This window comes from Nitrosospira sp. Nsp14, from assembly GCF_900113575.1.
Taxonomy (GTDB): domain Bacteria; phylum Pseudomonadota; class Gammaproteobacteria; order Burkholderiales; family Nitrosomonadaceae; genus Nitrosospira.
This window is the reverse complement of record NZ_FOPV01000003.1, coordinates 67436-91940: the sequence shown is the minus strand read 5'-3', so window position 1 is coordinate 91940 and position 24505 is coordinate 67436. Positions and strand designations below refer to the sequence as shown.

The 24505-nt window shown below is 53.7% G+C and carries 20 protein-coding genes and 1 tRNA gene; 17 read left to right on the top strand and 4 right to left on the bottom strand.

Annotated features, from left to right (window positions below; genetic code table 11):
- Positions 1 to 135: 135 nt before the first annotated feature.
- The 5 genes from rpsA to BM022_RS02815 all read left to right on the top strand — a co-directional run bounded on the left by rpsA (position 136) and on the right by BM022_RS02815 (position 4161).
- Positions 136 to 1854, top strand: coding sequence for a 30S ribosomal protein S1 (gene rpsA / locus BM022_RS02835; RefSeq protein WP_091136708.1), 1719 nt, complete (start codon positions 136 to 138; stop codon positions 1852 to 1854).
- Between the two features lie 9 nt (positions 1855 to 1863).
- The gene (locus tag BM022_RS02830) at positions 1864 to 2148 is read left to right on the top strand and encodes an integration host factor subunit beta (protein ID WP_091136706.1); all 285 of its coding nucleotides are present in this window, start codon (positions 1864 to 1866) and stop codon (positions 2146 to 2148) included.
- A gap of 94 nt (positions 2149 to 2242) precedes the next feature.
- Positions 2243 to 2554 (top strand): LapA family protein, encoded by a 312-nt coding sequence (locus BM022_RS02825; RefSeq protein WP_256208858.1) that lies wholly within the window; start codon positions 2243 to 2245, stop codon positions 2552 to 2554.
- Between the two features lie 51 nt (positions 2555 to 2605).
- A complete protein-coding gene (gene pyrF / locus BM022_RS02820; RefSeq protein WP_091136703.1) occupies positions 2606 to 3310 on the top strand; it encodes an orotidine-5'-phosphate decarboxylase in 705 nt (234 codons plus the stop codon).
- A gap of 260 nt (positions 3311 to 3570) precedes the next feature.
- Complete coding sequence (locus BM022_RS02815) at positions 3571 to 4161, top strand: CBS domain-containing protein (protein ID WP_091136702.1); 591 nt, start codon at positions 3571 to 3573, stop codon at positions 4159 to 4161.
- Positions 4162 to 4398: 237 nt separating this feature from the next.
- Here BM022_RS02815 and BM022_RS02810 read toward each other — a convergent pair whose 3' ends face one another.
- A complete protein-coding gene (locus tag BM022_RS02810; RefSeq protein WP_091136700.1) occupies positions 4399 to 4758 on the bottom strand; it encodes a dihydroneopterin aldolase in 360 nt (119 codons plus the stop codon).
- Positions 4759 to 5136: 378 nt separating this feature from the next.
- Between BM022_RS02810 and plsY the strand changes: the two genes are divergently transcribed.
- The gene (plsY, locus tag BM022_RS02805; protein ID WP_091136898.1) at positions 5137 to 5745 is read left to right on the top strand and encodes a glycerol-3-phosphate 1-O-acyltransferase PlsY; all 609 of its coding nucleotides are present in this window, start codon (positions 5137 to 5139) and stop codon (positions 5743 to 5745) included.
- Here plsY and tsaD read toward each other — a convergent pair.
- Positions 5742 to 6797, bottom strand: a complete 1056-nt coding sequence (gene tsaD, locus BM022_RS02800) for a tRNA (adenosine(37)-N6)-threonylcarbamoyltransferase complex transferase subunit TsaD (RefSeq protein WP_091136698.1) — start codon at positions 6795 to 6797, stop codon at positions 5742 to 5744. The genes plsY and tsaD overlap by 4 nt on opposite strands.
- A 128-nt stretch (positions 6798 to 6925) precedes the next feature.
- Between tsaD and rpsU the strand changes: the two genes are divergently transcribed.
- From rpsU to BM022_RS02770, 6 genes are all read left to right on the top strand, one after another.
- On the top strand, positions 6926 to 7138 hold the full coding sequence (gene rpsU / locus BM022_RS02795) for a 30S ribosomal protein S21 (protein ID WP_004179462.1): 213 nt from the start codon (positions 6926 to 6928) through the stop codon (positions 7136 to 7138).
- A gap of 49 nt (positions 7139 to 7187) precedes the next feature.
- Positions 7188 to 7634 carry a GatB/YqeY domain-containing protein gene (locus BM022_RS02790; protein WP_091136696.1) on the top strand — a complete coding sequence of 149 codons (447 nt, stop codon included), beginning with the start codon at positions 7188 to 7190 and terminating at the stop codon, positions 7632 to 7634.
- Positions 7635 to 7785: 151 nt separating this feature from the next.
- On the top strand, positions 7786 to 9582 hold the full coding sequence (dnaG, locus tag BM022_RS02785) for a DNA primase (RefSeq protein WP_091136695.1): 1797 nt from the start codon (positions 7786 to 7788) through the stop codon (positions 9580 to 9582).
- Positions 9583 to 9880: 298 nt separating this feature from the next.
- Positions 9881 to 11896: an RNA polymerase sigma factor RpoD gene (gene rpoD / locus BM022_RS02780; RefSeq protein WP_177191613.1), complete on the top strand. Its 2016-nt coding sequence runs from the start codon at positions 9881 to 9883 to the stop codon at positions 11894 to 11896.
- A 36-nt stretch (positions 11897 to 11932) separates the two neighbouring features.
- Positions 11933 to 12009, top strand: a tRNA-Ile gene (locus BM022_RS02775).
- Between the two features lie 305 nt (positions 12010 to 12314).
- Positions 12315 to 15281 (top strand): reverse transcriptase domain-containing protein, encoded by a 2967-nt coding sequence (locus BM022_RS02770; protein ID WP_091136693.1) that lies wholly within the window; start codon positions 12315 to 12317, stop codon positions 15279 to 15281.
- 823 nt (positions 15282 to 16104) lie between these two features.
- Here BM022_RS02770 and BM022_RS02765 read toward each other — a convergent pair.
- A complete protein-coding gene (locus BM022_RS02765; RefSeq protein ID WP_091136692.1) occupies positions 16105 to 17736 on the bottom strand; it encodes a Na+/H+ antiporter in 1632 nt (543 codons plus the stop codon).
- Positions 17737 to 17779: 43 nt separating this feature from the next.
- Here BM022_RS02765 and BM022_RS02760 point away from each other — a divergent pair, with 43 nt between their 5' ends.
- Entirely contained in the window at positions 17780 to 18094 is a 315-nt protein-coding gene (locus BM022_RS02760) for a hypothetical protein (RefSeq protein WP_143079507.1), read from the top strand.
- 306 nt (positions 18095 to 18400) lie between these two features.
- Positions 18401 to 19270, top strand: coding sequence for a M23 family metallopeptidase (locus BM022_RS02755; RefSeq protein WP_218146816.1), 870 nt, complete (start codon positions 18401 to 18403; stop codon positions 19268 to 19270).
- A gap of 216 nt (positions 19271 to 19486) precedes the next feature.
- Here the strand turns inward: BM022_RS02755 and BM022_RS02750 are convergent, their stop codons facing one another.
- Positions 19487 to 21094, bottom strand: a complete 1608-nt coding sequence (locus BM022_RS02750) for an EAL domain-containing protein (RefSeq protein ID WP_091136688.1) — start codon at positions 21092 to 21094, stop codon at positions 19487 to 19489.
- Positions 21095 to 21637: 543 nt separating this feature from the next.
- Here BM022_RS02750 and BM022_RS02745 point away from each other — a divergent pair.
- The 3 genes from BM022_RS02745 to sucC all read left to right on the top strand — a co-directional run bounded on the left by BM022_RS02745 (position 21638) and on the right by sucC (position 24505).
- Complete coding sequence (locus BM022_RS02745; RefSeq protein ID WP_091136686.1) at positions 21638 to 21898, top strand: hypothetical protein; 261 nt, start codon at positions 21638 to 21640, stop codon at positions 21896 to 21898.
- A gap of 560 nt (positions 21899 to 22458) precedes the next feature.
- On the top strand, positions 22459 to 23199 hold the full coding sequence (locus BM022_RS02735; RefSeq protein WP_091136683.1) for a Stp1/IreP family PP2C-type Ser/Thr phosphatase: 741 nt from the start codon (positions 22459 to 22461) through the stop codon (positions 23197 to 23199).
- Positions 23200 to 23329: 130 nt separating this feature from the next.
- Positions 23330 to 24505 (top strand): ADP-forming succinate--CoA ligase subunit beta, encoded by a 1176-nt coding sequence (gene sucC, locus BM022_RS02730; RefSeq protein WP_091136682.1) that lies wholly within the window; start codon positions 23330 to 23332, stop codon positions 24503 to 24505.

Sequence of the window (24505 nt, the reverse complement as noted above, 5' to 3'; positions counted from 1 at the left end):
TATTATCAGTTTGATTCCGGTGCTGCCGACCCTCTCTCTTCAAACAGGAAGAGGAGCGATTCGGCGCGTTTTTATTAATCTATTAGCCCCGTCAGGGCAGTATTGACGGGATTTCCCAACCAGGTATTTTTTACAATGAACATTGCTGCTTCCCCCGCAACCGACTCCTCCGAAAGTTTCGCCGCGCTATTTGAAGAAAGTCTTTCCCGCCAGGAAATGCGCATCGGTGAAGTCATCACCGCTCAGGTTGCCCGTGTTGACTACAACATCGTGGTCGTAAACGCCGGACTGAAATCGGAAAGTTTCATTCCCGTCGAGGAATTCAAGAATGACAAAGGCGAAATCGAAGTCAAGCCCGGCGATTTCGTCAGCGTCGCCATCGAAGCGCTTGAAGACGGCTATGGCGAAACCCGTTTATCGCGGGACAAGGCCAAACGCCTGACGGCCTGGCATGATCTGGAAGCCGCCATGGAAAGCGGCGCGATTGTGAAAGGAGTGGTCAGCGGCAAGGTCAAGGGTGGGCTCACGGCCATGATTAACGGCATCCGCGCCTTCCTGCCGGGTTCGCTCGTCGATATCCGTCCGGTTAAGGACACGAGTCCATACGAAAACAAAGAGATGGAGTTCAAAGTAATCAAGCTTGACCGCAAGCGGAACAACGTCGTGGTGTCGAGGCGTGCGGTGCTGGAAGAAAGCCAGGGTGCGGACCGCCAATCCTTGCTGGCAAATTTGACGGAAGGCGCCGTTGTAAAGGGCATTGTCAAGAACATTACCGATTATGGCGCGTTTGTCGACTTGGGCGGCATCGACGGTCTCCTGCACATTACTGATTTGGCGTGGCGGCGCGTGAAGCATCCCTCAGAAGTCATCAGCGTGGGCGACGAGGTGACGGCGAAGGTCCTTAAATTCGATCAGGAGAAAAACCGTGTCTCGCTGGGCATGAAGCAATTGAGCGAAGACCCGTGGGTGGGACTCTCCCGGCGGTATCCGCCGCATACGCGACTGTTCGGCAAGGTGAGCAACCTGACCGACTATGGCGCATTTGTCGAAATCGAGCAGGGCATCGAGGGCTTGGTTCATGTCTCCGAAATGGATTGGACCAATAAAAACGTATATCCCTCCAAAGTCGTGCAATTGGGCGACGAAGTGGAAGTGATGATTCTCGAAATCGATGAGGAACGGCGACGCATTTCGCTCGGCATGAAGCAATGCAAAGTTAACCCGTGGGAAGACTTTGCGATGAACCACCAGAAAGGCGACAAGGTGCGCGGGCAAATCAAGTCCATCACCGATTTCGGGGTTTTCATCGGTCTGCAGGGTGGGATAGATGGGCTGGTGCATCTTTCTGATCTCTCATGGAACCAGCCGGGTGAAGAAGCGGTTCGCAACTATAAAAAAGGCGACGAAGTCGAGGCGGTCGTATTGTCCATCGATGTGGAGCGCGAGCGTATCTCGCTTGGGATAAAACAACTGGAAGGCGACCCGTTCAACAGTTTTGTTTCGGTAAATGATAAAAATAGCATCGTTAAAGGCACGGTAAAGTCTATCGACGCCAAGGGCGCCGTGATTGCACTGGAAAATGATGTCGAAGGTTACTTGCGCGCATCCGAAGTATCGCGCGACAGGGTCGAGGACATCCGCACGCGCCTTAAGGAAGGGGATCCAGTTGAGGTAATGGTCATTAACGTGGATCGCAAGAACCGAAGTATTAATCTTTCGATTAAGGCGAAAGATATGGCGGAGGAATCCGACGCCATGCAGAAAGTTGCAGTGGATAGTTCCGCGAGTGCGGGAACGACCAGCCTGGGAGCGCTGCTTAAAGCCAAGATGGATGTTAAAAATACTGAACAATAAAGGACATCCATGACAAAGTCTGAACTCATTGCCAGGCTTGCGGCTCGCTATCCGCAGTTGGGAGCAAAGGATGCCGAGCTGGCAGTCAAGGTCATCCTTGATGCCATGGCGAAGAGTCTGGCACAGGGACAACGCATCGAGATCCGGGGATTCGGTAGTTTTGACCTGAATTACCGGCCTCCGCGCGTGGGGCGCAACCCTAAATCAGGAGAAAAAGTTCGAGTACCAGAAAAGTATGTGCCTCATTTCAAGGCCGGGAAGGAAATGCGGGAGCGGGTCGACCAAAAAAACTGAAATAATGCGTGAGGTGGGATGAGTATAATGGCGGCGGGATCGCGAGATCGCGCCGCTTTTTATTTTACCTCCTTGGTGAGTCCAACGAGATTCGGTGGATGCCCATACTCGAATTACGCCAGCGGGATACCCTCATGAAAAACGAATCATGCGCTATCTGATGTGGTTCCTGCGCATCGCGCTGTTCCTCGTGCTGCTGGGGTTTACAGTAAAGAACGCGGAAACGGTAACGGTGCATTATTATTTTGGATACGAATGGCAGGGACCGTTAATACTGATTATCCTGCTGTCGTTTGCCATCGGTCTGGCCATCGGGGTAATGTCGTGCCTTGGCAAAATACTCCGGCAGAAGCGCGAAATCGCGATAGGCAGAAAAAAGTATCAGTTGCCGGAGGAAGGGGGATGAATTCGGGTTCAATCTTCAGGTCGCCTCTTTTCAGCCTGAAAGTGAGATAGGATGAATGATTCGCGGATTATCGTTGCGCTGGATTTTTCCAGCGCACAGCAAGCGCTGGACCTTGCAGCCAAGCTTGACCCGGCGTTGTGCCGGGTAAAAGTGGGCAAGGAGCTTTTCACCGCTGCCGGACCGCAGCTGGTCGCCAAGCTCATGGCTTCAGGGTTCGAGGTCTTCCTCGATTTAAAGTTTCACGATATTCCAAGCACGGTCGCCAATGCATGCAAGGTGGCGGCGGGAATGGGCGTATGGATGATGAATATTCATGCGCTCGGTGGGCGGCGCATGCTCTCGGCTGCCCGCGATGCGGTGCCGGTGGGTTCGAGCAAGCTCATCGCGGTTACCCTCCTCACCAGCATGGAACGCAGTGATCTGAGCGACATCGGACTGGAACGGGAACCACAAGAGGTGGTAACACGGCTGGCGGGATTGGCACGGGATTGCGGATTGGATGGGGTGGTATGTTCCGCGCTCGAGGCTCTCGGTCTCAGGAAGACCATGGGCGATTCGTTTTGCCTGGTTACGCCTGGAATACGACCGGCCAATGCCGCCATGGATGAACAAAAACGGGTTTCGACTCCACGTCAGGCAATTGAGAACGGTGCGGATTACCTTGTCATTGGTAGGCCGATCACGCAAGCGGAAGATCCCATATCCATGTTGTTGCGACTGAATGATGAAATAAGCGGGCTCGCCCAAAGCAGCTAAAGCCGGCAATAGTCGTACTCCAACTACAGGCCGACCGGCGATTGTTTCGCGCGCTATATATCCCGCACTGTGTTTTTACCCAAACGCGGTTTTTCCGTGCCCGGTTTTCTAGCTTGCTGTAGCCTGCCGCAGTGCCTCGCCGATGGTGAATATGATGTTGACCCCTACTCTCATTAGGGGTAAGGTTGAATTCACGGGGTGTTTGAAATTGGTTTTTTGATTTCAAGTGTATCCCCTCACCAACGTTGGAGGACGACGCCATGCCCGACTTTCACGTTCTTCCTGCGCAGCGCCTGGCCGGCGCCGTTCGGGTAGTTAGCCCAGCCCCGGCTAAGCCCGTCACGCTGCAATCCCCCGCTGCTGATGTAATGACAGATCTCCGGCATGCCCACGCGGCCGTAATCGATTTGCACATGTCGATGGAAGTGGCAAATGAGTACATGAAGCAGCGTGGAGTCCGTTCGTTGCTTGTCCTCAACCAGGATGAGATCCTGTCTGGCATTATTACCGCCACGGATGTCCTTGGGGAAAAGCCGTTGCGATTCATCCAGGAGCGTGGCGTCAAGCATAGCGAGATACTGGTATCTGACATCATGACCCCGCTTGACCGGCTTGAAGCCATTCCAGCCGAGGAGGTGCGAAGCGCCCGGGTTGGGGATATCGTTGCCAGCTTGCTTGATACCGGCCGTCAACATACCCTGGTAATAGAAAAGAATGACCAGGGGAATCCCGTGGTGTGCGGTATATTTTCGCTGACCCAAATCGAGAAGCAACTGGGGGTCGTAATCCCCTCCACTGAAATCGCGCGAACGTTTACAGAAATCGAAGCAACCTTGGTCGCGAGGGTGTAATCCGCGCGACGGGGGTTATTGGCTTTTTCTTTCCCAACTATATTATTAGTCCCCCGTTTATCCAGGTGCGAGAGAGATAAAATGGGGGTCTAATCTTCCCGTTTCTAATGCGACTCTGTTCGCTTTTCCGCGAACCCTCGAGAGGCTCAGCGGGAGCCGCCTTCCGGCCGGGCTGCTTGGCTGAGCTATCTTCCGGGAAACTTCGTCAACTCGAGTCGTGGGGCCCAATGATTCTCGTTATGCTTCCTCCTGCCGACGTTCGATGCATATCCCTACTTTTTTTACGCCCCGTATAGCGCTGAGCTTGGCGACACTGATTCTGACCCAGGGCGATTTGAATTCCGTCAAGATGATTTGCGCGATATGCTCGGCCAGGGCTTCAAGCAGTGAGAAATGTCTCTCGGCCAGCATTTCGTGGATGCGTTGGACGATAAGCGCGTAGTCCAACGCATCCTCAAAATGATCCGTATAACAAGCCCTGCTTGACGGTAAGGCTACCTCCAGATCGAGCTGAATGGTCTGGGCGACCTTGAGTTCCCACGGATAGATTCCAATGAGTGTTTTAACCTTGAGCTCTTGCAGGAAGATGATGTCCATTGAGAAACCTCTGAATAAACTTTACGGGGCAAAAGTGTTGGCTTGGGTATAGGATGCCCTGAGCAAAACCAGACGCGACTGAATGGGCATAGGCGCGCTACTCAGGGAATGCGACTTCCTGGGGTGTACGCGATCCGCGGTTATCTGAGCGAAATAGTCATTTCTCAAGCGGTATAGACTCGAACGCCGTGCTTCTCGCCGCCCGGCAAGACCGCGATTTTATCAGCTGCTGTCCCTCGCCGGATGGTTTCAGGCTCATCAGACAGAGCGACTCGGATGAGGCGCAAGGCAGACTATGAGGCGGACTTATGGTTTTTTACGTAAAATCACTCCCGTGATTTTTAAATGTGGGTCGCGCCGCGATGTGCCGCTTATAAGATGACTCTGATCGCTTTGGTCCTGCTGGCTTATTTGCTGGGTTCCGTTTCCTTCGGCGTGTTGGCGAGCCGCATATTTCACCTGCCCGATCCTCGCTCCTACGGCTCGAAAAACCCTGGCGCGACCAACGTACTGCGCAGCGGTAAAAAAACGGCGGCCGCATTCACCCTCCTTGGTGACGCAGGTAAGGGCTGGGTGGCAGTGGTGCTGGCCCGATATACGGGACCTATCACGGGCGGCGACATGGACGCAACCGCTCCGGTGGCGCTGGCGGTGTTTCTCGGCCATCTGTTTCCGGTATTCTTGGGTTTCAAAGGTGGAAAAGGAGTGGCAACCGCGCTCGGCGTATTGCTGGGCTTCAACCCATGGATGGGACTGCTTTCCGCCGCAATCTGGATCACGGTCGCGGCCGTGTGGCGTATTTCGTCGTTGGCGGCGTTGGCGGCTGCCGGTCTTGCACCCATTTACGCCGTATTTTTTCTTGGGCTCGATGCACGGACCCTGGTGGTTACCGTCATGTCCTTGCTGCTCATTTGGCGGCATAAGTCAAATATTGCAAGTCTGCTTGCGGGAACCGAGCCGCGGATTGGCAAGCAAAGTGCATCCTAGATTTTCGGTATTGCTGACGGTACTCCCTGCATTTCCAAGTCCCAACGCGAGTGGACCGTGAATCCATTGTTTAGCTTTTGTCTAGCAAAATCGAGGGACTGCAACCGCATCGCCCCGGCGAAAGCGATCATGGCGCCATTATCGGTACAAAATTGCAGCTCAGGAAAAAAAACGCGCGCGCCCATCTTCGTCGCTTTTTGAAGCAGGGCAGTACGCAGAGAACGGTTTGCGCCCACCCCTCCTGCAACCACGAGTCGGGTGAGACCGGTTCTGCTGAGCGCTGCCACTGCCTTTTCTGACAGGACATCTGTTACGGCTTCCTGAAAAGCAAAAGCGAGCGCTGCTTGAGTTTGAGGTGTCATTTCCTGTTTTTTGACGAGCGTCAACACTGCCGTTTTCAGCCCGCTGAAGCTGAAATTCAAGTCGCCACTGTGGAGCATGGGACGCGGAAGGTCGAAGCGCCGCGGCCAGCCGGATTGCGCAAATTGATCCGCGAGTTTTGACAGCGCGGGGCCGCCTGGATAGCCCAACCCAAGCAGTTTTGCCGTCTTGTCAAAAGCTTCTCCAGCCGCATCATCCACAGTCTCGCCGAGTAACGTGTACGACCCAAGCCCATCGACTTGCATCAGTTGTGTATGTCCGCCGGATACCAGCAGTGCAACGAACGGGAAGTCAGGAGCAGGGTCGGACAGCAGGGGGGAAAGAAGATGCCCTTCGAGGTGATGAACCCCCAGTGCCGGAATTTCCAGCGCGAAGCCAAGCGAGACCGCGATGCTTGCGCCAACCAGCAGTGCTCCCGCCAGCCCCGGCCCCTGAGTGTAGGCGATAGCGTCGAGATCATGGAGCTCGAGCCTGGCTGCGGCCAGCGTCTGCCTGATCAGGGGCAAGACGCGTCGGATGTGGTCTCGGGAGGCAAGTTCAGGCACAACACCGCCATACTCCCCATGCATTTCAGTTTGCGAGTAAAGCGCGTGACCCAGCAGTCCGTGGCAGGTGTCATAAATCGCCACCCCGGTTTCATCGCAGGAGGTTTCAATGCCGAGTACTAGCAATGGTGTAGGGAAAGGAATGACTCTTTACAACAGTATTTGGTACTTGTTATATAATGGTGGATTGCAGGTTACACATATACGCGACAATTTGTCGAGCCATTTAACTTTTCGAGAGGAACTTCATTTTCATGACGACTATTAAAGTAAAGGAAAACGAGCCATTTGAGGTTGCCATGCGGCGCTTTAAGCGCACCATAGAAAAAACCGGGCTGCTTACAGAGTTGCGCGCCCGGGAATTTTATGAAAAACCGACGGCTGAACGCAAGCGCAAGCTCGCGGCAGCTGTAAAGCGTACGTACAAACGTCTGCGCAGCCAATTGCTCCCCCCGAAACTTTATTAGCTCCAGTTAGTCCAACAGCAACAAGACAAGTGTCTGACCTGTTTTTCACTTGAACCTCAAACAACAAATCTCCGAAGACATGAAGGCCGCGATGCGCGCTGCTGATACCAGGCGGCGCGACGCCATCCGCCTGCTCCAGGCGGCAATCAAGCAGCGTGAAGTGGATGAGCGGATACAGCTGGATGATGCAGCCGTAATTGGCGTCATCGAGAAAATGCTTAAACAACGCCGAGACTCCATTGTCCAATTCGAAGCAGCCCAACGGCACGATTTGGCCGACGCCGAAAAATATGAAGTGAGCGTACTGCAGGCTTATATGCCTCAGGCACTGAGTGATGCAGAGGTCGAAGAAGCGGTAAGCGAAGCGATCTCTCTTGCCGGAGCGAAAGGCCAGCAAGACATGGGCCGGGTAATGGCGCAGCTCAAGCCCAGACTCTCCGGGCGCGCCGATATGGGTAAGGTATCTTCGTTAGTTAGAACCAAGCTTCTGGGCTGAAAGGATCCGTTACAAGCCCATCCCATGATTGGCAACGGACCACATCTATGTCAGGTACGGTCACAAGCAGCAAAACTGCTGTACGAAAATAGGGTTTCATCGCTGTAATCCTGTTAGCAATCCTCCTGAAAAATTCTGAGTCACACCGATAATGATTTCACAATCATTCATTCAGGAGCTGCTTGACCGGGTCGATATCGTTGATGTCATTGACCGTCACATACCGCTCAAGAAAGCCGGAGCAAATTACACGGCGTGCTGCCCCTTTCACAGTGAGAAGACTCCTTCTTTCACCGTAAGCCCGACCAAGCAGTTTTATCACTGCTTTGGGTGCAGTGCACATGGCAACGCCATTGGTTTCCTGATCGAATATAACGGTTTGACTTTTTTGGAGGCGGTGGCCGATCTCGCGGCTCGCGTCGGGATGCAGGTCCCTCCGCAACAATCGGGATCACATTCCACCACAGTAGAATCAGAGCCTGGCTTGGGTGAAGCGGGTGGAGAACCCCACCGCAACGATAGCGAAAGCGTTTCCAAACAGCTGATTGAAGTAACGCACGATGCCGCGCGATTTTATCGGCAGCAGCTGCGGCACTCGGACAGCGCCATTGCCTATCTCAAAATGCGGGGAATAACGGGCGCTACCGCCGGTCATTTCGCCATTGGTTACGCACCGACTGGTTGGCACAATCTGGAAGGCGCTTTTGGCGCTCAGGCAGGAAAAGCGCGGCAAGCGTTGCTGGCAAAGGCAGGGCTGGTGATTGAGAATGCTGACGGCAAATACTACGACCGTTTTCGTGACCGGATCATGTTCCCCATTGTTAATCTTAAAGGCGTAATTGTGGGTTTTGGCGGGCGGGTGCTGGAGCACGGCGAGCCCAAATATCTCAACTCACCCGAGACGCCCCTTTTTCAGAAGGGTCGTGAACTCTACAACCTGTGTGCCGCACGGAGGGCAATTCGACAGGCGGGACGAGTTCTCGTCGTGGAAGGTTACATGGACGTGGTGGCTCTTTATCAGCATGGTATCGAATACGCGGTGGCTGCGCTCGGAACTGCCACTACGCCTTATCATATCCAAAAACTCGTGCGCCAAACCGATAATGTCGTGTTTTGTTTCGATGGCGACGCGGCCGGAAAAAAAGCGGCATGGCGCGCATTGGAAGCGAGCGTTGCACAGCTTAAGGATGGCAAGAACATCAGCTTTCTCTTTCTGCCAGAAGGCGAGGATCCGGACAGTTACGTTGGAAAGTTTGGCAGGGAAGCGTTTGAAGAATTGCTCGAACAAACATTGCCTCTGTCTGTCTTCTTGTTCCGGGAACTGTCGGCCCGGGTAGACCTCAAAACCAGCGAAGGGCGCGCCAAGCTGGTGCAGGACGCGAGGCCGTTGCTCGCACAGGTAGCTGCCCCTGGGCTTGCCCTCATGCTGTTAAAAAGGTTGGCGGAATTGAGTGGCCTGAGCCAGAATGAAGTGGAAGGTTTATTAAAGATCAGGCGTGTTTCGGCCTCTCCATCCCGCGGGCGGGCAACGCGGCCGCAGCCGGCGTCCCCGTACCAGTGGCTGATGCAGGTGTTGTTATATGAGCCAAAGTATATCGAGAAATTGAACCGGGAACTGCTTGCGCACGACCATGAATCGGCAGAAGAAGTTGCGGCACTGAGGGCGTTGGTTGAATTTATCGATTCCAATCCCCATGTTGGGAAAAACTCTGCCATGCCGTCCGTTATCGCGTATTTTCGCAGCAGTTCGCATCGGGTTCTGCTGGAAAATGCCGGAAGCAAGACACTGGGATGGGATAGCGACATAGACCTTGAAGCAGAATTTACCGGAGCTATGGCGCGGCTGAGCGAAATACGACGCAAGCAACGGATGTCGATGTTGCATGGCAAGGCTCTCAGCGCCCTTACGCCAGAGGAAAAACAGGAACTGCAGCGAACGGCGTATTGACGGCGAACAGACAATCAAGGTTGTATAGTGATATAATGAAAGGTTACGTCACACACCCCATATTCTTGGGAAAAACATGGTAAAGCCAAAAACAGTCCAAGCGACGGTAAAAGCGAAGGCAAAAGCTGCGCCCAAGGCTGCGGAGCAGCTCAGCAGCAATGACAACGTATTAGCCAGAAAGGAAATGGACGATATGAGAAAGTCGCCAAAAGGATCAGGATCGGGATCTGGATCGGCAAAAGACGTAGCTGCAAAAACGCCGGCAAACGCAGCCGTGGGACCTCTGGAGGATGACATTATGACTGTTGCAAAATCGACAGCTAAGACTCAAGTACGCGTTACAGAAATAGCGAAGGCCGTCATGGCCGTAAAGGATTCCGGCTCACTGACAGCAAAAATAGTGAAGGCAAAGGTGGCAAAGGAAGGCAAGCCTGCCCAGGCGAAGGATTCGGAGAAATCTCCCCTTGCGCCCCAGGACCTTGAGGCGCGGCGTATGCGTCTCAAGAATTTGATCGTCCAGGGAAAGGAGCGCGGCTACCTGACTTATGCTGAAATTAACGATCATCTTCCAGATGACATGCTGGATGCAGAGCAGATCGAAAATATCATCAGTATGATCAACGACGTTGGCATTTCGGTTTACGATGAGGCGCCTGATGCCGAAACGTTGCTGATGTCGGAAACCGCGCCAACGGTGGCCGATGAGGATGTGGTGGAGGAAGCTGAAGCCGCCCTATCGACCGTGGATTCGGAGTTTGGTCGTACCACTGACCCCGTGCGGATGTATATGCGGGAAATGGGTTCGGTGGAATTGCTCACGCGCGAGAGCGAAATAGAGATCGCCAAGCGCATCGAGGACGGACTGAAACATATGATTCAGGCAATTTCCGCCTGTCCGACCACCATAGCCGGAATTCTCGATCTTGCCAACAAGGTCTCGAAAGATGAGATGCGGATCGATGAGTTGGTAGATGGGTTGCTGGATCCCAATACCGAGGAATTGATCAGCGAAGATATTACTGATGAGTCGCTGGAGCAGGAGTTGATCGCGGAAAACGGCGAAGATGACGACATCGCCGCAATTGCCAATGCCAATCTGCTTAAATTGAAAAACGATGCGCTGGAACGCTTTACGGTGATCCAGCAGGCCTACAACGATATGCAGAAGGCGCTGGAGAAAGGACCCGGCAACAAGGCATACAAGGACATTCAGGAGCAGATTTCAGCCGAACTTATGGCCATCCGCTTCTCAGCGAAGATGGTGGAGCGGCTCTGCGATACCCAGCGTGGCTTGGTGGACGAAATGCGCGGCTACGAGCGCAAGATCATGGAGCTGTGCGTGACCAAGGCGGGAATGCCGCGTAATCACTTTATCAAGGCCTTTCCAGGAAACGAGAGCAATCTTGATTGGGTAATGCAGGAAGCCGCGCTTGCCAAGCCTTATAGCCAAGCGCTGGAGCGGTACCAGCCCGCCATCCTGGAGCAGCAGCAAAACCTGCTGACGCTGCAAAAGGAAGTTGGCATACCCTTGAAAGATCTCAAGGAAATCAATCGCCGGATGTCAACCGGCGAGGCGAAGGCCCGCCGGGCAAAGCGTGAAATGACCGAAGCCAACTTGCGGCTGGTAATTTCCATCGCCAAGAAATACACCAACCGCGGCTTGCAGTTCCTTGATCTTATTCAGGAAGGCAATATCGGGCTCATGAAAGCGGTGGATAAGTTCGAATACCGGCGTGGATACAAATTTTCCACGTACGCGACCTGGTGGATTCGGCAGGCCATCACCCGTTCCATCGCTGATCAGGCGCGCACCATCCGCATTCCGGTGCACATGATCGAGACGATCAACAAGATGAATCGCATTTCGCGCCAGATTCTGCAGGAAACCGGGCAGGAGCCGGAACCGGCGTTGCTGGCTCAGAAAATGGAAATGCCCGAAGAGAAGATTCGCAAGATCCTGAAGATTTCGAAAGAGCCAATCTCCATGGAGACGCCTATTGGCGATGATGAAGATTCCCATCTTGGTGATTTCATCGAGGATTCCGCCACCATGGCGCCGGCTGATGCCGCGGTGTACGCCAGCTTGCGCGATGTAACGAAAGAGATACTCGATTCACTCACGCCGCGCGAAGCCAAAGTGCTGCGCATGCGTTTTGGCATCGAAATGAATACCGACCATACGCTGGAGGAGGTCGGCAAGCAATTCGATGTTACGCGTGAGCGCATTCGCCAGATCGAAGCGAAAGCGTTGCGCAAGCTGCGTCACCCTTCGCGTTCGGAACGCTTGCGCAGTTTCCTGGATACCGAAGGCTGATCGGCCTTCGGTATCGCTTCCCAGTTATTGTCGGCAGGGTCTGTAGCTCAGTCGGTTAGAGCAGGGGACTCATAATCCCTTGGTCGTTGGTTCGAGTCCAACCAGACCCACCAATAAATATGCGGCCTTCAGCGATGAAGGCCGTTTTATTTGTGGGGCTGTGGCACATTTTTGGCACACTGTTGAGAAAAAGTCTCCTAGGCTTTGACCTGTTGCCGCGAGTCAAGATGGCATTGGGCACAGCGATTTCCACGTCCGTCTTACGCGTTACTCAGCCTTTAGCATCAGCTCGCCCGAGCGATCTTCCTTCCTCCAAAATCCGGAATAGCCACACTCATTTTCTGGTGTACCTCTGTACAGTAGCAAATATTGTTGATTTCCATAAAATCGTAAGCTTCCCCGTCAAGCAGGCCATTCAATGAGTTTCACCCTCAAAGACCTAGGGCTAGCCTATCGCAAGGCAAAAGTGGATTTGTATTACTCGTCCCATGCCTCGTTGCTGGCTATTGCTGAGTACGAAAGCGAGCTTACAAATAATCTCCAAGCCTTGCTCGACAAACTCAACGGTGCTGACGAAGAGTGGATCGAAGATCCTCTTTTTCTTGGCGACTGGACCTTGGCACCCAAAGCCATATCGCTATCGGAGAAGAATAAGGCGCCCGATGGGTTGATCTTTTCATCGCCAGCAGAGGAATGGGAACATCGTTGCGAGGGGGGAAAACACACAGCCGAATTCCGCCTGATGGCTCAGTGCAGCCTTGCGTTTCATGTTCTATCCACTCTTTGGATCATCAAGGTAGGGCACCAATATGACAAAAAGCTCCACGACTGCGCTTACGGAAGCCGATTACGTCGTGGAAAGAAAGGAGAAATCAATCTATTGTCGTTGGGGTCATTCAAACCTTATCTAAAACCTTTTCGTGAGTGGCGAGACGGCGGCATCGACGCCATGCGAACCGCGCTGGCAGCAAAGAAAAAGGTTATCTCTCTCACTGCAGACGTCAGCAGTTTTTATCATGAGCTCAATCCGAGTTTTATGCTCAATGAAAAATTCAAGCAATTGCTTGAATTAGAGCTAAAACCAGAGGAAGAGAAGCTCAATCGTCTCTTTATTGCAGCACTTAAAGAATGGGCGAAGCGAACACCTCTGGAAAAAGGCTTACCTGTTGGCCTGCCGGCTTCTGCCGTTGTCGCTAACGTGGCGCTGTTTGAACTTGACCAACTAATCGAGCAGCAAGTTGCCCCGCTGTATTACGGCCGTTACATGGACGACATTTTGTTGGTGATGGAAAACGGGGCAAAATCTCGGTCGCCCGCAGCATTGTGGCAGTGGCTACTTGATCGCTCTGGCGGCAAGCTAGACTGGATACCCGAAAGTAAGCAGGAAGAAATTCAGTTTAAGCCAGATTACCTGAGCAACAGCAAGATTTATTTCGCCAATAAGAAAAATAAAGTTTTCCTGCTGGAAGGAGAAACTGGGCAAACCCTAGTGGACGCTATCGCCCACCAGATTCAGGAACGAGCTAGCGAATGGCGAGCGTTACCCAATTTGCCGATGTCTGCGAGCCATGTTGCAACTGACCTCATCGCCGCCACGCAACATGATGGGGAGGTGGCCGACAACCTGCGCAAGACCAGCGCCCTAACCATGCGCCGTGCTGGCTTTTCCATCAAGCTCCGCGATTTCGAAGCCTATGAGCGTGACCTATTACCGGAAACATGGAAGAACCACCGTCAGGCATTTTTCCGTGCCTTCTGTCAGCATGTGTTGGTTTTGCCACATTTCTTCGAACTGGCCATTTACTTGCCGCGCGTAGTGAAACTGGCCATAGCTTGTGAAGACTTTGATTCGTTGTGCGAGATCATCGAGCAGCTGAAGGCAATTTACAAGAGGCTCGAACAAAACTGTAACCTCACGATTAAGGCTTTGCCCGAGAGTACGGTCCCGAATCAAGTGGAAATCCTAAACCGGTGGCAAGATCAGCTGCTTAACACTATTCAAGAAAACATCATCGCTGCCTTTCCACCGCGCCTCTCAAAAGCCGGCCGAGTAGCGTGGCAAACACACAAATCCGTTCTTGAAACTAAGGGACTCTCCGAAAAGGAGATTCAGGCTAAGCAAGCAGAGCTGTTCTCGTTCGACCTGGGCCACCAACCATTCCGCTTTATCGGTCTTCCCAAAGAAATGGTCGCCCAACGTGGCATTCCAACGAAAAAGAAAATTACTATACTCAGTGACGCCGCGTCGCTGCTGAGTCCTGAAATTATCGATGGTATTACTACGCTCACTGGGTGGATCAAAGTCGTCAGAGGCTTGCCCCAAGGACTCCTCTTTGCTACGCGCCCGTTCAATCTGGCGGAACTGTTCGTACTAGCTAAAGATCCATTCGACAGCAAAAGTCATTCCGGCTTAAGAGCGGTGGTACTAGCCCTGCGCGGCTTCACTCTGGACGAAAAAACGCCATATCTCGACAAGCAGGGCGTGCTGCAAATTCCTGATGGCAAAGAACAACGGAAGTTCGCCATTGCTGTGTCGAGCTGGAAAACCGAATACAACAGCTGGGTAGCTTCTGTCGTGCGTACGACGGACCCAGATGCCCACCGATATGCCCGTTTGAACCGGTTGGTGAACAGCGTGATTTCCCAGCCCAAGAGAGCACGCTACTTCATCCTGCCCGAACTGGCCTTGCCGGCGCGCTGGTTCATGCGCATTGCACTTAAGTTGCAAGGGCGTGGTATTTCGCTGATTACCGGTATTGAGTACTTGCACGGGAGTAAAAGCCGTGTACGCAATCAGGTATGGGCCGCACTGTCGCACGATGGGCTCGGCTTTCCTTCAATGATGATCTACCGGCAGGACAAACAGCGCCCCGCCCTGCCGGAAGAGCAGGAATTGCGGCGTCTGGCGGGATTAGAAATGAAACCGGCCGCACTTTGGAAAGAGAATAAGCCGCTAATCATCCGGCACGGCGATTTTCATTTCGCCCTGTTGGTATGCAGTGAGCTAACCAATATAAGCTACCGTGCTTCCTTGCGCGGCCAGGTGGATGCCTTGTTCGTGCCGGAGTGGAACCAGGACACCGAGACATTCAATGCCTTGGTCGAATCCGCTGCGTTAGACATCCACGCCTACATCATTCAGTGCAATGACCGACAGTACGGCGACAGCCGTATTCGCGCGCCCGCGAAAGATAGCTGGCAACGTGATGTGTTACGCGTCAAGGGTGGCGTCACGGACTACTGTGTGATCGGCGACATCGACGTTCTGGCATTGCGCCAATTTCAGTCTTGTCATCGATCACCCAGTGGACCATTCAAACCCGTCCCAGATGGGTTTGACCTGCATTCTGAACACTCGAGAAGAGTTCTGCCTGCTCGAGGGTAGCATGAGATTTAAGGTCACAGCGATCGAATCCGAAAGCGGAGAGAATGATATGAGCAGCGGGTCCCCGGCAGGGGGTGACTTGTCAGGTAACAAACGCTGATAAATAAACATTTCCAGCTTTAATTCATGCCGTTACAACTATTATTCGGTAGCGGTCCCCGCCGAATTTTATGCCACCCCACCCCAGGACGAGTTGATTGCGGAGCGGGACCACTTTTGCCTGGTGCCTACCGTGCCGTGAAGAGGGTAGGACAAGCAGTCATGTGTCTCACCAGCCACCATTTCGATCACAGCAACGTCAGCCTGGCGTTCATGGTGAAGTCAGACAGGCCATACGGGTTGACCATCGAGCAAGCCAGTTGATTGTTCAGCATCATCAAATCAACGTCATCTACTCTTTTTTTTCGCTCCCATTGACGTGCGATGTGCCAAACGTGTGCCATTTACGCATGTGATAAGTAAAAACTATATCTGGGATATATGGTTATAAGTATAACCAAACAGACTATATATCCCTTGTTGCTGTTTGTTGTCCCTTATCGTATTGTGTTTGTGCTACTTCTTGACGGGGCAGCAGTGGACAAACATTGAGAAACGCACCTCCGGGAATGGCAAGACCTCGTACCGGGTAAAGGTGGAGTTAATGGGTTTTCCCGTTCAGTCCGCCACATTCAAGCGTTTGACCGATGCCAGGAAATGGCGCAGGACACCGAGTCCTCTGTCCGCTATGTGTAGATCAATTTCGAGCCTTCGCTGGCACTTACCACGATTTCCCATCTGTCGTCCGGCATAACGATCAGTTCTTGACGCTTGTCGCGCACCATTAGTGATTCTTCCGGGGTCTTTTTTCTGGCGAGACACGTAGCTCACCGACGCCGGCCCGAAGTGCCTCAACGTCGAGCTCATGTTCGAGACGATGGAGCACCTCATCGCTGATTACGCCGTCATTCCGAAACCTTATTGCGGCGAGCCGCTCTGCCGTAAGGGTCTCATGCCGCAATCGCCGGTATGCCTCCGCGGCCTCCGGCGACCATTCGGGGTCAATAGTTTCGCTTACAGCGGAGCGCCTCAGGCGGCTGCGATAATGGTCCCGCATCCGTTCGATTTGTTCCGGTACGGGCCAGTTTTCGCTTGCCATTTCCTCCAGCCGAGCAAGAGCGGCCGATGCCGCCTGTTCCCGCGCCTGCCTCTCTTCATCCGTATGACCTCGATCTTCCCTTATTTTCAACGCGCGGATCAACAGAGGAAGCGACAGACCTTGCAGTACCAGCGTCACCAAAATTACCATGAAGGCGATAAGGATGATTTCCGCACGAAACGGAAATGGAGTTCCGGCCGCAGTTGTCAGGGGCAGGGCCATCGCCGCAGCGAGCGAGACGATCCCGCGCATGCCGGCCCAGCCGATGATGAACAAATTAGACCAAGGCGGCATCTGATCGTGCGCCTGCAAGCGCGGACTCACCAGTCGGGGCACCCATGCGGCCGCCGCCACCCACAGCAGGCGCACCACGATAGCTGTCACACTCACCAGGGCGCCTACCAGAATGAGGACGTCAAGCTCGCCGGATGGGACAGCGTCACGCAGAGTGCCGAGTTGCAGGCCGATAAGAATGAAAATGAGACCGTTGAGCAAGAACACGAGAAACTCCCAAACCGCTCGCGCCTGGATTCGAGTAGACGGTGCAACGGCCGTGCTTAAATGCCGACGGAGATAGAAACCTCCTGCCACGCAGGCCAACACGGCTGAGCCGTGTGCCTGCTCGGCCAAGACCCAGGCAATATATGGAGCCAGGAGCGTGATGGCGATCTCGCTGAAGCTGTCCTTGGTCAAAATTAAAATCCACCGAGTTACGAAGCTCACTATAAGCCCGATGGCGATCCCCACGGCCCCTGCCAGAACGAAGGCCAGCAGTGTGTCGCTTAACACGAAGGCGCCGCTGACTGTTGCTGCAATCGCGGCTCGGTAGAGCACCAGCGCGGTCGCATCATTCACGAGACTCTCGCCCTCCAGGATGGTGAGGACGCGGTGAGGAAGGTGTAGCTGTTTTCCTATCGCGGTTGTGGAGACGGCATCTGGAGGAGAAACAATGGCGCCCAGCGCAATTGCACCGGCCCACCCGAGTCCTGGCAGTGCAGCATGGGCGGCAACCGCGACCGCAGCAGTCGTGACCAGCACCAGACCGACTGCGTGTAGGGTGATCGGGCGAAGGTTTGCGCGAAAATCCCGCCAGGAAGTGACGTAGGCGGCGGCTGATAAGATGGGCGGGAGAAAGACCAGGAATACCAGGTCCGGATCAAGATGGATCACCGGTAGGCCGGGGATAAAGACCAGCGCCAAGCCCCCGATCACCAGCAATATGGGATAGGGAATGACAAGCTTGCGCGCGATTGTTGTCAGGGCAAGCACGGCCATCAGCAGTAGAATGACCGTCTCAAGTTGTTGGAGACTGCTCATTATCTGTTTGGACGAAGCGTCAAGTAAGCGCCAGCACGACTATTTGAAGAACCCGGTATCGCTAACCAATGCTTCGCCGTCGCTGGATGAAATCGTTGGCGGAGGCACATCACGCTCGATCTATTTCTCGGCAATAAAGGGCACGTTCTTAATAATCTATCCGCCATCCTCATCCCGCGCATGCGCGACGAGAGTCACCAAGGGCCAAGGCGATCGAATGTGGATACGCGCGATTTTTAATTATAGCCACAGTGGGCGCCACCACCTCATGGCAAGCTGGTTCCGCTGGGCGCTCAAATGGCGCGTGAATCCGCGCGGTACCACCATGGCGGCGCTTACAGATCAGCCTCTGTTTTAGGATCAATTAAGTGAGTAACGCCCGACCCGCTCCGGCCTGGGATCGCCAGGTGCAATATGCGTCGCGGATCTCTCAACCACTTCCCCAGAAAAGTGCTACGCTTCAGAGCACCGTTCGAACTATTCCTTCGAAAGATGGTGCGCTACGCCAAACCTCCACTAGTGGTTGCACGTCGACTTGAATCCGCCAATCCTAATTTTTTTAATTTTCCTTCTTAATTGCTCTGTAGCTTGGGCTGATGAGTCATTAACCCTTTCGCTACCCATCGGTTGCGAGGTTAGCAGAAACTGCTTTGTCCAGAACTATGTGGATCACGACCCATCCTCCAGCTATCGTGATTTTTCTTGCGGTGCTCGCACCTATGACGGGCATGATGGTACTGACTTCCGCTTACCTTCCATATCCGCGATGCGAGCAGGGGTGGCTGTCCTCGCAGTCGCCGATGGCAAGGTCACAGGAGTCAGAGACGGCGAGAAAGACATATCAATCCGAGTGATCGGCAAGGCGGCGATTGCTGGCAGGGAATGCGGAAACGGCGTTTTTCTAAGACATCCCCATGGATGGGACACGCAGTATTGCCATTTGGCCAGCGGCAGTGTCTCCGTCTCCAAAGGCCAGCATGTTAAACGCGGACAGGTGCTCGGAAAAGTTGGGCTTTCGGGTGCCACCGAGTTTCCACACCTGCATCTAACCGTCCGGCATAACGGGAACATCGTCGATCCATTTTCTCCTAAAGCGCAGTCCGGACAATGCGGTTCTAAACAATCCCTGTGGGATGACGTCACGGCGAAAGTACTAGCGTATCGGACACGCATTCTCCTTAATCTAGGCTTTGCCGACCGAATCCTCTCGATGGATGATGTCGAGAATGGTGGTCTGGAGAATTTTGCGCTTACCGCGGACAGCCCGGCGTTGGTGGCGCATGTCCGAATGATCGGTCTTGAGGGCGGTGACATACTTAAATTGGTTCTACGAGATCCAGATGGCGCCATCCTTGTCCAAAGCAATCTGAAACCGCTAGACCGTGCTAAGGCACAATTTTTGACGCAGATCGGGAGAAAGCGCCCCGCCACAGGTTGGGCCCAAGGCCGATACGAAGTGGACTATAGCGTAATCAGAGAGGGTGAATCGGTATTCGAGGAGCGCTTCGCGATCACGTTTCAACCTAGTCTATAGAACAGATAAGCCGGGAGGCGATCCCATTTGGTAATGTAACCCTACAGGCTCGGTACAAGGTTCCAAATATTGGTACCTGACCAAAAACGTTTTCGCCCGCCAATTGGCTGAGAATTACGTCAGCAAGAACGACAAGGCTTACAAGTAATAGCGTGAGCCTTTTCTTATGTGGGGCACTGATGGGGCAATAATGCGATAGCAGCGTCGACGAGCAGTCTAGGAATGGCTGGCACCGCCCGAACGTGCCAGCTTCGCTCGAAGCTCTTCAATCGGCATTGCCTTTGCGAACAGCCAGCCCTGAGCGTATTGAACCCCGCGTTCGCGTAAGAACTGGGCCTGTGCTTCGGTCTCAACACCCTCGGCGATTATTTGGAGCTTCAACGCTTTCGCCATTTCGATGATGTGCAGCACAACCTGATTGGTAGCGGCATCGGTGCCGATGGTGTCGACAAATGACTTGTCGATCTTCAGCAAGTCCAGCTCAAATCTTTCCAAATTGGAAAGGCTGGAATAACCAGTGCCGAAATCGTCGATCGCGACGATTATTCCGCTCACGCGAAACTCACGCACGATCTTCGCTGCAATCTTGGGATCGGTAAATCCACGCTCGGTCACTTCGACCATCAGATTACCCGGCCTTGCTTTTATTTCGGTGGCGAGCCGGCTCAGCATCTCAACCGTGCTTGTGTCGTGCAAGTCCATAGGGGAGAGATTGATTCCCACATGAAACTCAGGGTGCCGATCAAAGAGATTTATCACGTCACGAGAGACGAGCAACACAACACGCTCGGTAATGCGCTGGATCAGACCGCTGTCTTCGGCGATCGGGATAAACACGGCCGGGCGCACTAGCTCGCCGCTATGACGTTGCCATCTTATCAATGCCTCTGCTCCTACCCATTTTCCCGTACCCAAGTCAACGATGGGCTGATAAGCGAGAAAAAATTCGTTGCGTCTTAGGGCGGTTTTGATCACAGCAGGCATCGCCAATTGCAGCCTGGCCAAATAAATAACAGCGAGCGCAAGGATCAATCCGGCCAAAACACCCACCGGTACTATGGCCATCGTCGCAGTCTTTATCCGCTCCTTAAGTTGTGAAATGGGAAGGGCTGAAAGGGCCCCGATGAAGTAACGCCTGGATGCAACCACCGCAACCACATAGTCCCCGTCCACGAATGTTGCTTCGTTGTGGCCGTCAAGATGTGTGATCCATGACGGCTTGACGAACCCGCGCGCCGTAAGAATTTTGAAGGCGTCAGGTTTAGCCAGCGTGGCGAGCGATATGTCCTTCGTTTCGGTCGTTGTATCGATGGGCAAATCCTTGTGGAGGATCGCCGCGTAACCGTCGCGCTCGATCACCACGAAGGTCGTTCCCCTGGCAAACGGAAACTCGACGTTAATACGCAGCCTGACGCCACTTGGCTGAACCCAATCGACCGGACCGAGCGGCATGCCCGCGGTCGCCGTCCCGAGCGGCATGCCGGCGGTCGCCGTCCCGAGCGACGAACATTGGAATTGATTATCCCTGACGTAGCCAATTGCCTGGATGTAGCTGGAGACCAAGTCGATTTTTCTCATGAGGGCGATACTCGCCTGGGAGCAAGGATCGTCGCCATCGGCAGCGACCAAAGCTTCGATGCCGGCATCGATCTGATCCGCAGCGCTCTCTGAGCGGCCCAGCACATCGCGTGCGTAGCCGAGCGCACGGTCTTTTTCAGTGTTCGTCCCCTCTTGGTCCGCGAAGTGAACCGCCAATACAATCGGCGTTGCAATTGCCATGAGCGTTATTATTAGTGTAATGAACAGCATTGCGGGTTTGCTCATCGGCTGACCTGAACTGAGGTATTTCTAGTTACTATTTATATTGGCAGAACTAACGAGCGTCTGCTGGCGCCATGGTACGCCGCGCCTCATGCATTGGAGGGAAAAATTCCGCGATAAGCCATTGAAATATCACTGCTTACGCAGCTTCATCCAGGCACAAATTTATATATTTGCACGGAGACATACTAAAAGAGCATCCACTGCCACAGCGCGATAAATTATCAAACCTAGGAGAATTTGCAGCTTGCCTGCCGCATGCAATCAAAGGCAGCAAGAGAGACAGAACTTATTTTTTTAATGAACTCTGCTAGAACGCCTTTGGCTCTGCTACCAGGGGTATATTATTCCAGCTGTGTAGAACGTAGCATCGCCGATGCCCATCTTCCTGCAGACCCCTTCAACCGGTGTACCAAGCTCCACTGCTTCGACACAATGCAATTTGCTGCTAATTACTGGGAGTAGGTCAGGAGTATGCTACAAAAGAACAGGGTGCTCCCACGTCGCAATTTCTTATTCAAGAGGGGTTTTCAAAAGGGATAAAAAATGAGAATAATTGCCGGACTGCTGGCGATTGGGCTGGCTGGATGTGCCACGCCTCCCTCTGCTTATTACGGAGAATATACCCGAGGAGGAGAAGTGGCAGATTATAGGGCGGTGCTTAGCGAGTGTCGCGTCATGGCGAAAAATAAGGCCGATAAGGATAATTACGCAGATCCTTTGACTGCCGTCTGGTGGAGCTATGTTGAAGAATATACATTGACCTGCATGAAGGAAAAGGGATTCGAGTTGGTCCAAAAAAAATGACACCTTCTTTCTCTATGCTGTGTTTGGAGGTGAACCAAAGCTTCTTTGACGGCAGTGGGCTGGTACTGTTTCCTTGAGGCCAATAACGCTGGCGGCGCCTATCTATGCGGCTTAGCGCACAGATTTTACGGGTGGAAAAGAAAATAATGAGGGCGTATCAATCGTTACAAGAGGAGGTGCGCCATGAACAGTGTTTTAGCGTTTTGGGGTACGTATATTCTTGTACTCGTCGCAGGCTTGGGCCTGCTGGGTGTAAGCTGGGGCTAACCTCAGTTATTTAAATTCAATGGCCCGGAACGCTCCATGAGACCGGGCCATTTCATTTTCGCCAGACAAAAACCCTCTAGCGGTATATTCGCCATTCACAATATCTTTGCTCCGTTCGTCAGCTCACTGTTTGCGGGCGTACTACGGATAGGGCGGCAGAAGCACCGCATTTTCTCCCCTCCTGTTATTGCTGATGACTCCCAGAGGGAATGGTATGGTAAGTCACTGGTGACACCTTCGCGAGCGTTGGTGATCAGCATCGTTAAGGTACAGCGGTAGAGGAAGACGAGGCCATGAGCAGGTTAAACTCAACCGCCGCAACCCACGTGGGGCTAGTGCGCACCAATAATGAAGACGCCTACCTTGCCATGCCTGACGTGGGAGTTTTTGCGCTGTCCGATGGCATGGGTGGAGCAGCGGCTGGTGAAATCGCGAGCCGATGTTTTACAGAAACAGTTCAAGCCATTTTGGCAAATGGCGCTCCGGTGTCGGCGGCGGAGAAGTGTGGACAAGTGGAAGAAGTATTCATCGATTCGAATAGGCGCATACTTGAGCACGCTGCGAACAATCCGGATGACTGGGGCATGGGCTGTACCGCGGATCTCCTGGCTTTTGCCGACAGGCGCTACATTATCGGCCATGTGGGGGATAGCAGGGTCTATCTGCTGAGGCGCCAGTGCTTATCGCAGCTGACCCGGGATCACTCCCTGGTGCAGTTGCAGGTGGATCAGGGCGTGTTGACACCCGCGGAGGCTAGGACTCATCCCCGGAAAAACATCATCCTGAGAGCTGTCGGGACCGACGCATCAGTGTTTCCGGATATTCTCGAAGGTGAGGCCTTCGACGATGATATTTTCCTGCTTTGCTCAGATGGGTTAACGGACACGGTGGAGGATTCCCTGATTCAGCGTATCCTCAGTTCAGCCGCGCCCTTGCAACAGAAGGCCGACGGTTTGATCGAGACGGCCTTGGCTGCCGGCGGAAGTGATAATGTCACAGTCGTTCTCTGTCAGGTAGAGATGAGCAATCACTAGTTAGCTTCCAGCGGCCGCCACGGCACAGCAGGTGATGAATTCATGAATAAGCGCATGGAAGGGTGCTTTTTTCACCTGCCGCCAGTAAAAATTATTACGCTATACTCTGCTTTCTCCGGCCGGGGCCATCATGAAAATTCACGAGTATCAGGCGAAAGAAATTCTGCGCAAGTTTGGCGTTCCCACACCTACAGGAAAGCCTTGTTTCAGCGTTAGCGAAGCGGTTGAGGCCGCCAAAAGCCTGGGCGGCAGCGCGTGGGTGGTGAAAGCCCAAATCCACGCCGGAGGCCGCGGCAAGGGCGGCGGCGTGAAAGTGGCGCGGTCGCTCGACGAAGTGAAACAATTCGCGGCCAACATACTGGGTATGACGCTGGTTACGCCTCAGACTGGTCCCAAAGGCCAAGTCGTGCGACGGCTGCTGATTGAGCAGGGTGTCGATATCAAAACCGAGTTTTACGCCGGCCTGGTTGTCGACCGCGGCAGCCGTCGCGTCTGTTTGATCGCGAGCGGGGAAGGCGGCATGAATATCGAAGACGTCGCCGCCAAGTCACCGGAGAGGATCCACAGACTGCTGATCGACCCCGTGGCAGGTTTGACCGTCGAGGATGCTGAAGACATGGCACGCCGGATCGGGGTGAGCGGATCGGCTGTGGTGGAGGCGGGGGCGTTATTGCAAGGTTTATACCGGGCGTACGACAGCACCGACGCGGCGCTGGTCGAAATCAATCCCCTCATCCTTGCCGCTGAAGATCATGTTTTCGCGCTCGACGCGAAAATGAATTTTGACGACAACGCCTTGTTCCGTCATCCCGACATTGCTGCCTTGCGCGATCTGGACGAAGAAGACCCTGCGGAGATCGAGGCATCCAAGTATGACCTGTCGTACGTATCGCTGGACGGAAATATCGGTTGTCTCGTGAATGGCGCGGGACTTGCCATGGCGACGATGGACATCATCAAGCTCTACGGTGGAAATCCCGCCAATTTTCTAGATGTGGGCGGGGGTGCAACTGCCGAGAAGGTGGCAGAGGCATTCAAGCTGATGCTGCGCAATCCGGAATTAAAAGCGATCCTGGTCAACATATTTGGGGGCATCATGAAGTGCGACGTTATTGCCAATGGCGTCGTCGCTGCAGCCAGGGAGGTGCGGTTGAGTGTCCCGCTGGTGGTGCGCCTCGAGGGTACCAATGTGGAGCTCGGTAATAAAATCCTGACGGAATCGGGATTGCCAATCATTCAAGCCGAAAATATGGCCGAGGCCGCGCAGAAGGCGGTTGCGTCGGCGTCGACGGCCGCAGGAGCATAG

Excerpts from the sequence above, each read along its gene's own strand:
- rpoD (WP_177191613.1), top strand. The coding sequence starts at position 9,881 with ATGACTGTTGCAAAATCGACAGCTAAGACTCAAGTACGCGTTACAGAA.
- dnaG (WP_091136695.1), top strand. The coding sequence starts at position 7,786 with ATGATTTCACAATCATTCATTCAGGAGCTGCTTGACCGGGTCGATATC.
- BM022_RS02830 (WP_091136706.1), top strand. The coding sequence starts at position 1,864 with ATGACAAAGTCTGAACTCATTGCCAGGCTTGCGGCTCGCTATCCGCAG.
- BM022_RS02815 (WP_091136702.1), top strand. The coding sequence starts at position 3,571 with ATGCCCGACTTTCACGTTCTTCCTGCGCAGCGCCTGGCCGGCGCCGTT.
- BM022_RS02770 (WP_091136693.1), top strand. The coding sequence starts at position 12,315 with ATGAGTTTCACCCTCAAAGACCTAGGGCTAGCCTATCGCAAGGCAAAA.
- plsY (WP_091136898.1), top strand. The coding sequence starts at position 5,137 with ATGACTCTGATCGCTTTGGTCCTGCTGGCTTATTTGCTGGGTTCCGTT.
- rpsU (WP_004179462.1), top strand. The coding sequence starts at position 6,926 with ATGACGACTATTAAAGTAAAGGAAAACGAGCCATTTGAGGTTGCCATG.
- pyrF (WP_091136703.1), top strand. The coding sequence starts at position 2,606 with ATGAATGATTCGCGGATTATCGTTGCGCTGGATTTTTCCAGCGCACAG.
- sucC (WP_091136682.1), top strand. The coding sequence starts at position 23,330 with ATGAAAATTCACGAGTATCAGGCGAAAGAAATTCTGCGCAAGTTTGGC.
- BM022_RS02745 (WP_091136686.1), top strand. The coding sequence starts at position 21,638 with ATGAGAATAATTGCCGGACTGCTGGCGATTGGGCTGGCTGGATGTGCC.
- BM022_RS02750 (WP_091136688.1), bottom strand. The coding sequence starts at position 21,094 with ATGAGCAAACCCGCAATGCTGTTCATTACACTAATAATAACGCTCATG.
- rpsA (WP_091136708.1), top strand. The coding sequence starts at position 136 with ATGAACATTGCTGCTTCCCCCGCAACCGACTCCTCCGAAAGTTTCGCC.
- BM022_RS02810 (WP_091136700.1), bottom strand. The coding sequence starts at position 4,758 with ATGGACATCATCTTCCTGCAAGAGCTCAAGGTTAAAACACTCATTGGA.
- BM022_RS02735 (WP_091136683.1), top strand. The coding sequence starts at position 22,459 with ATGAGCAGGTTAAACTCAACCGCCGCAACCCACGTGGGGCTAGTGCGC.
- BM022_RS02765 (WP_091136692.1), bottom strand. The coding sequence starts at position 17,736 with ATGAGCAGTCTCCAACAACTTGAGACGGTCATTCTACTGCTGATGGCC.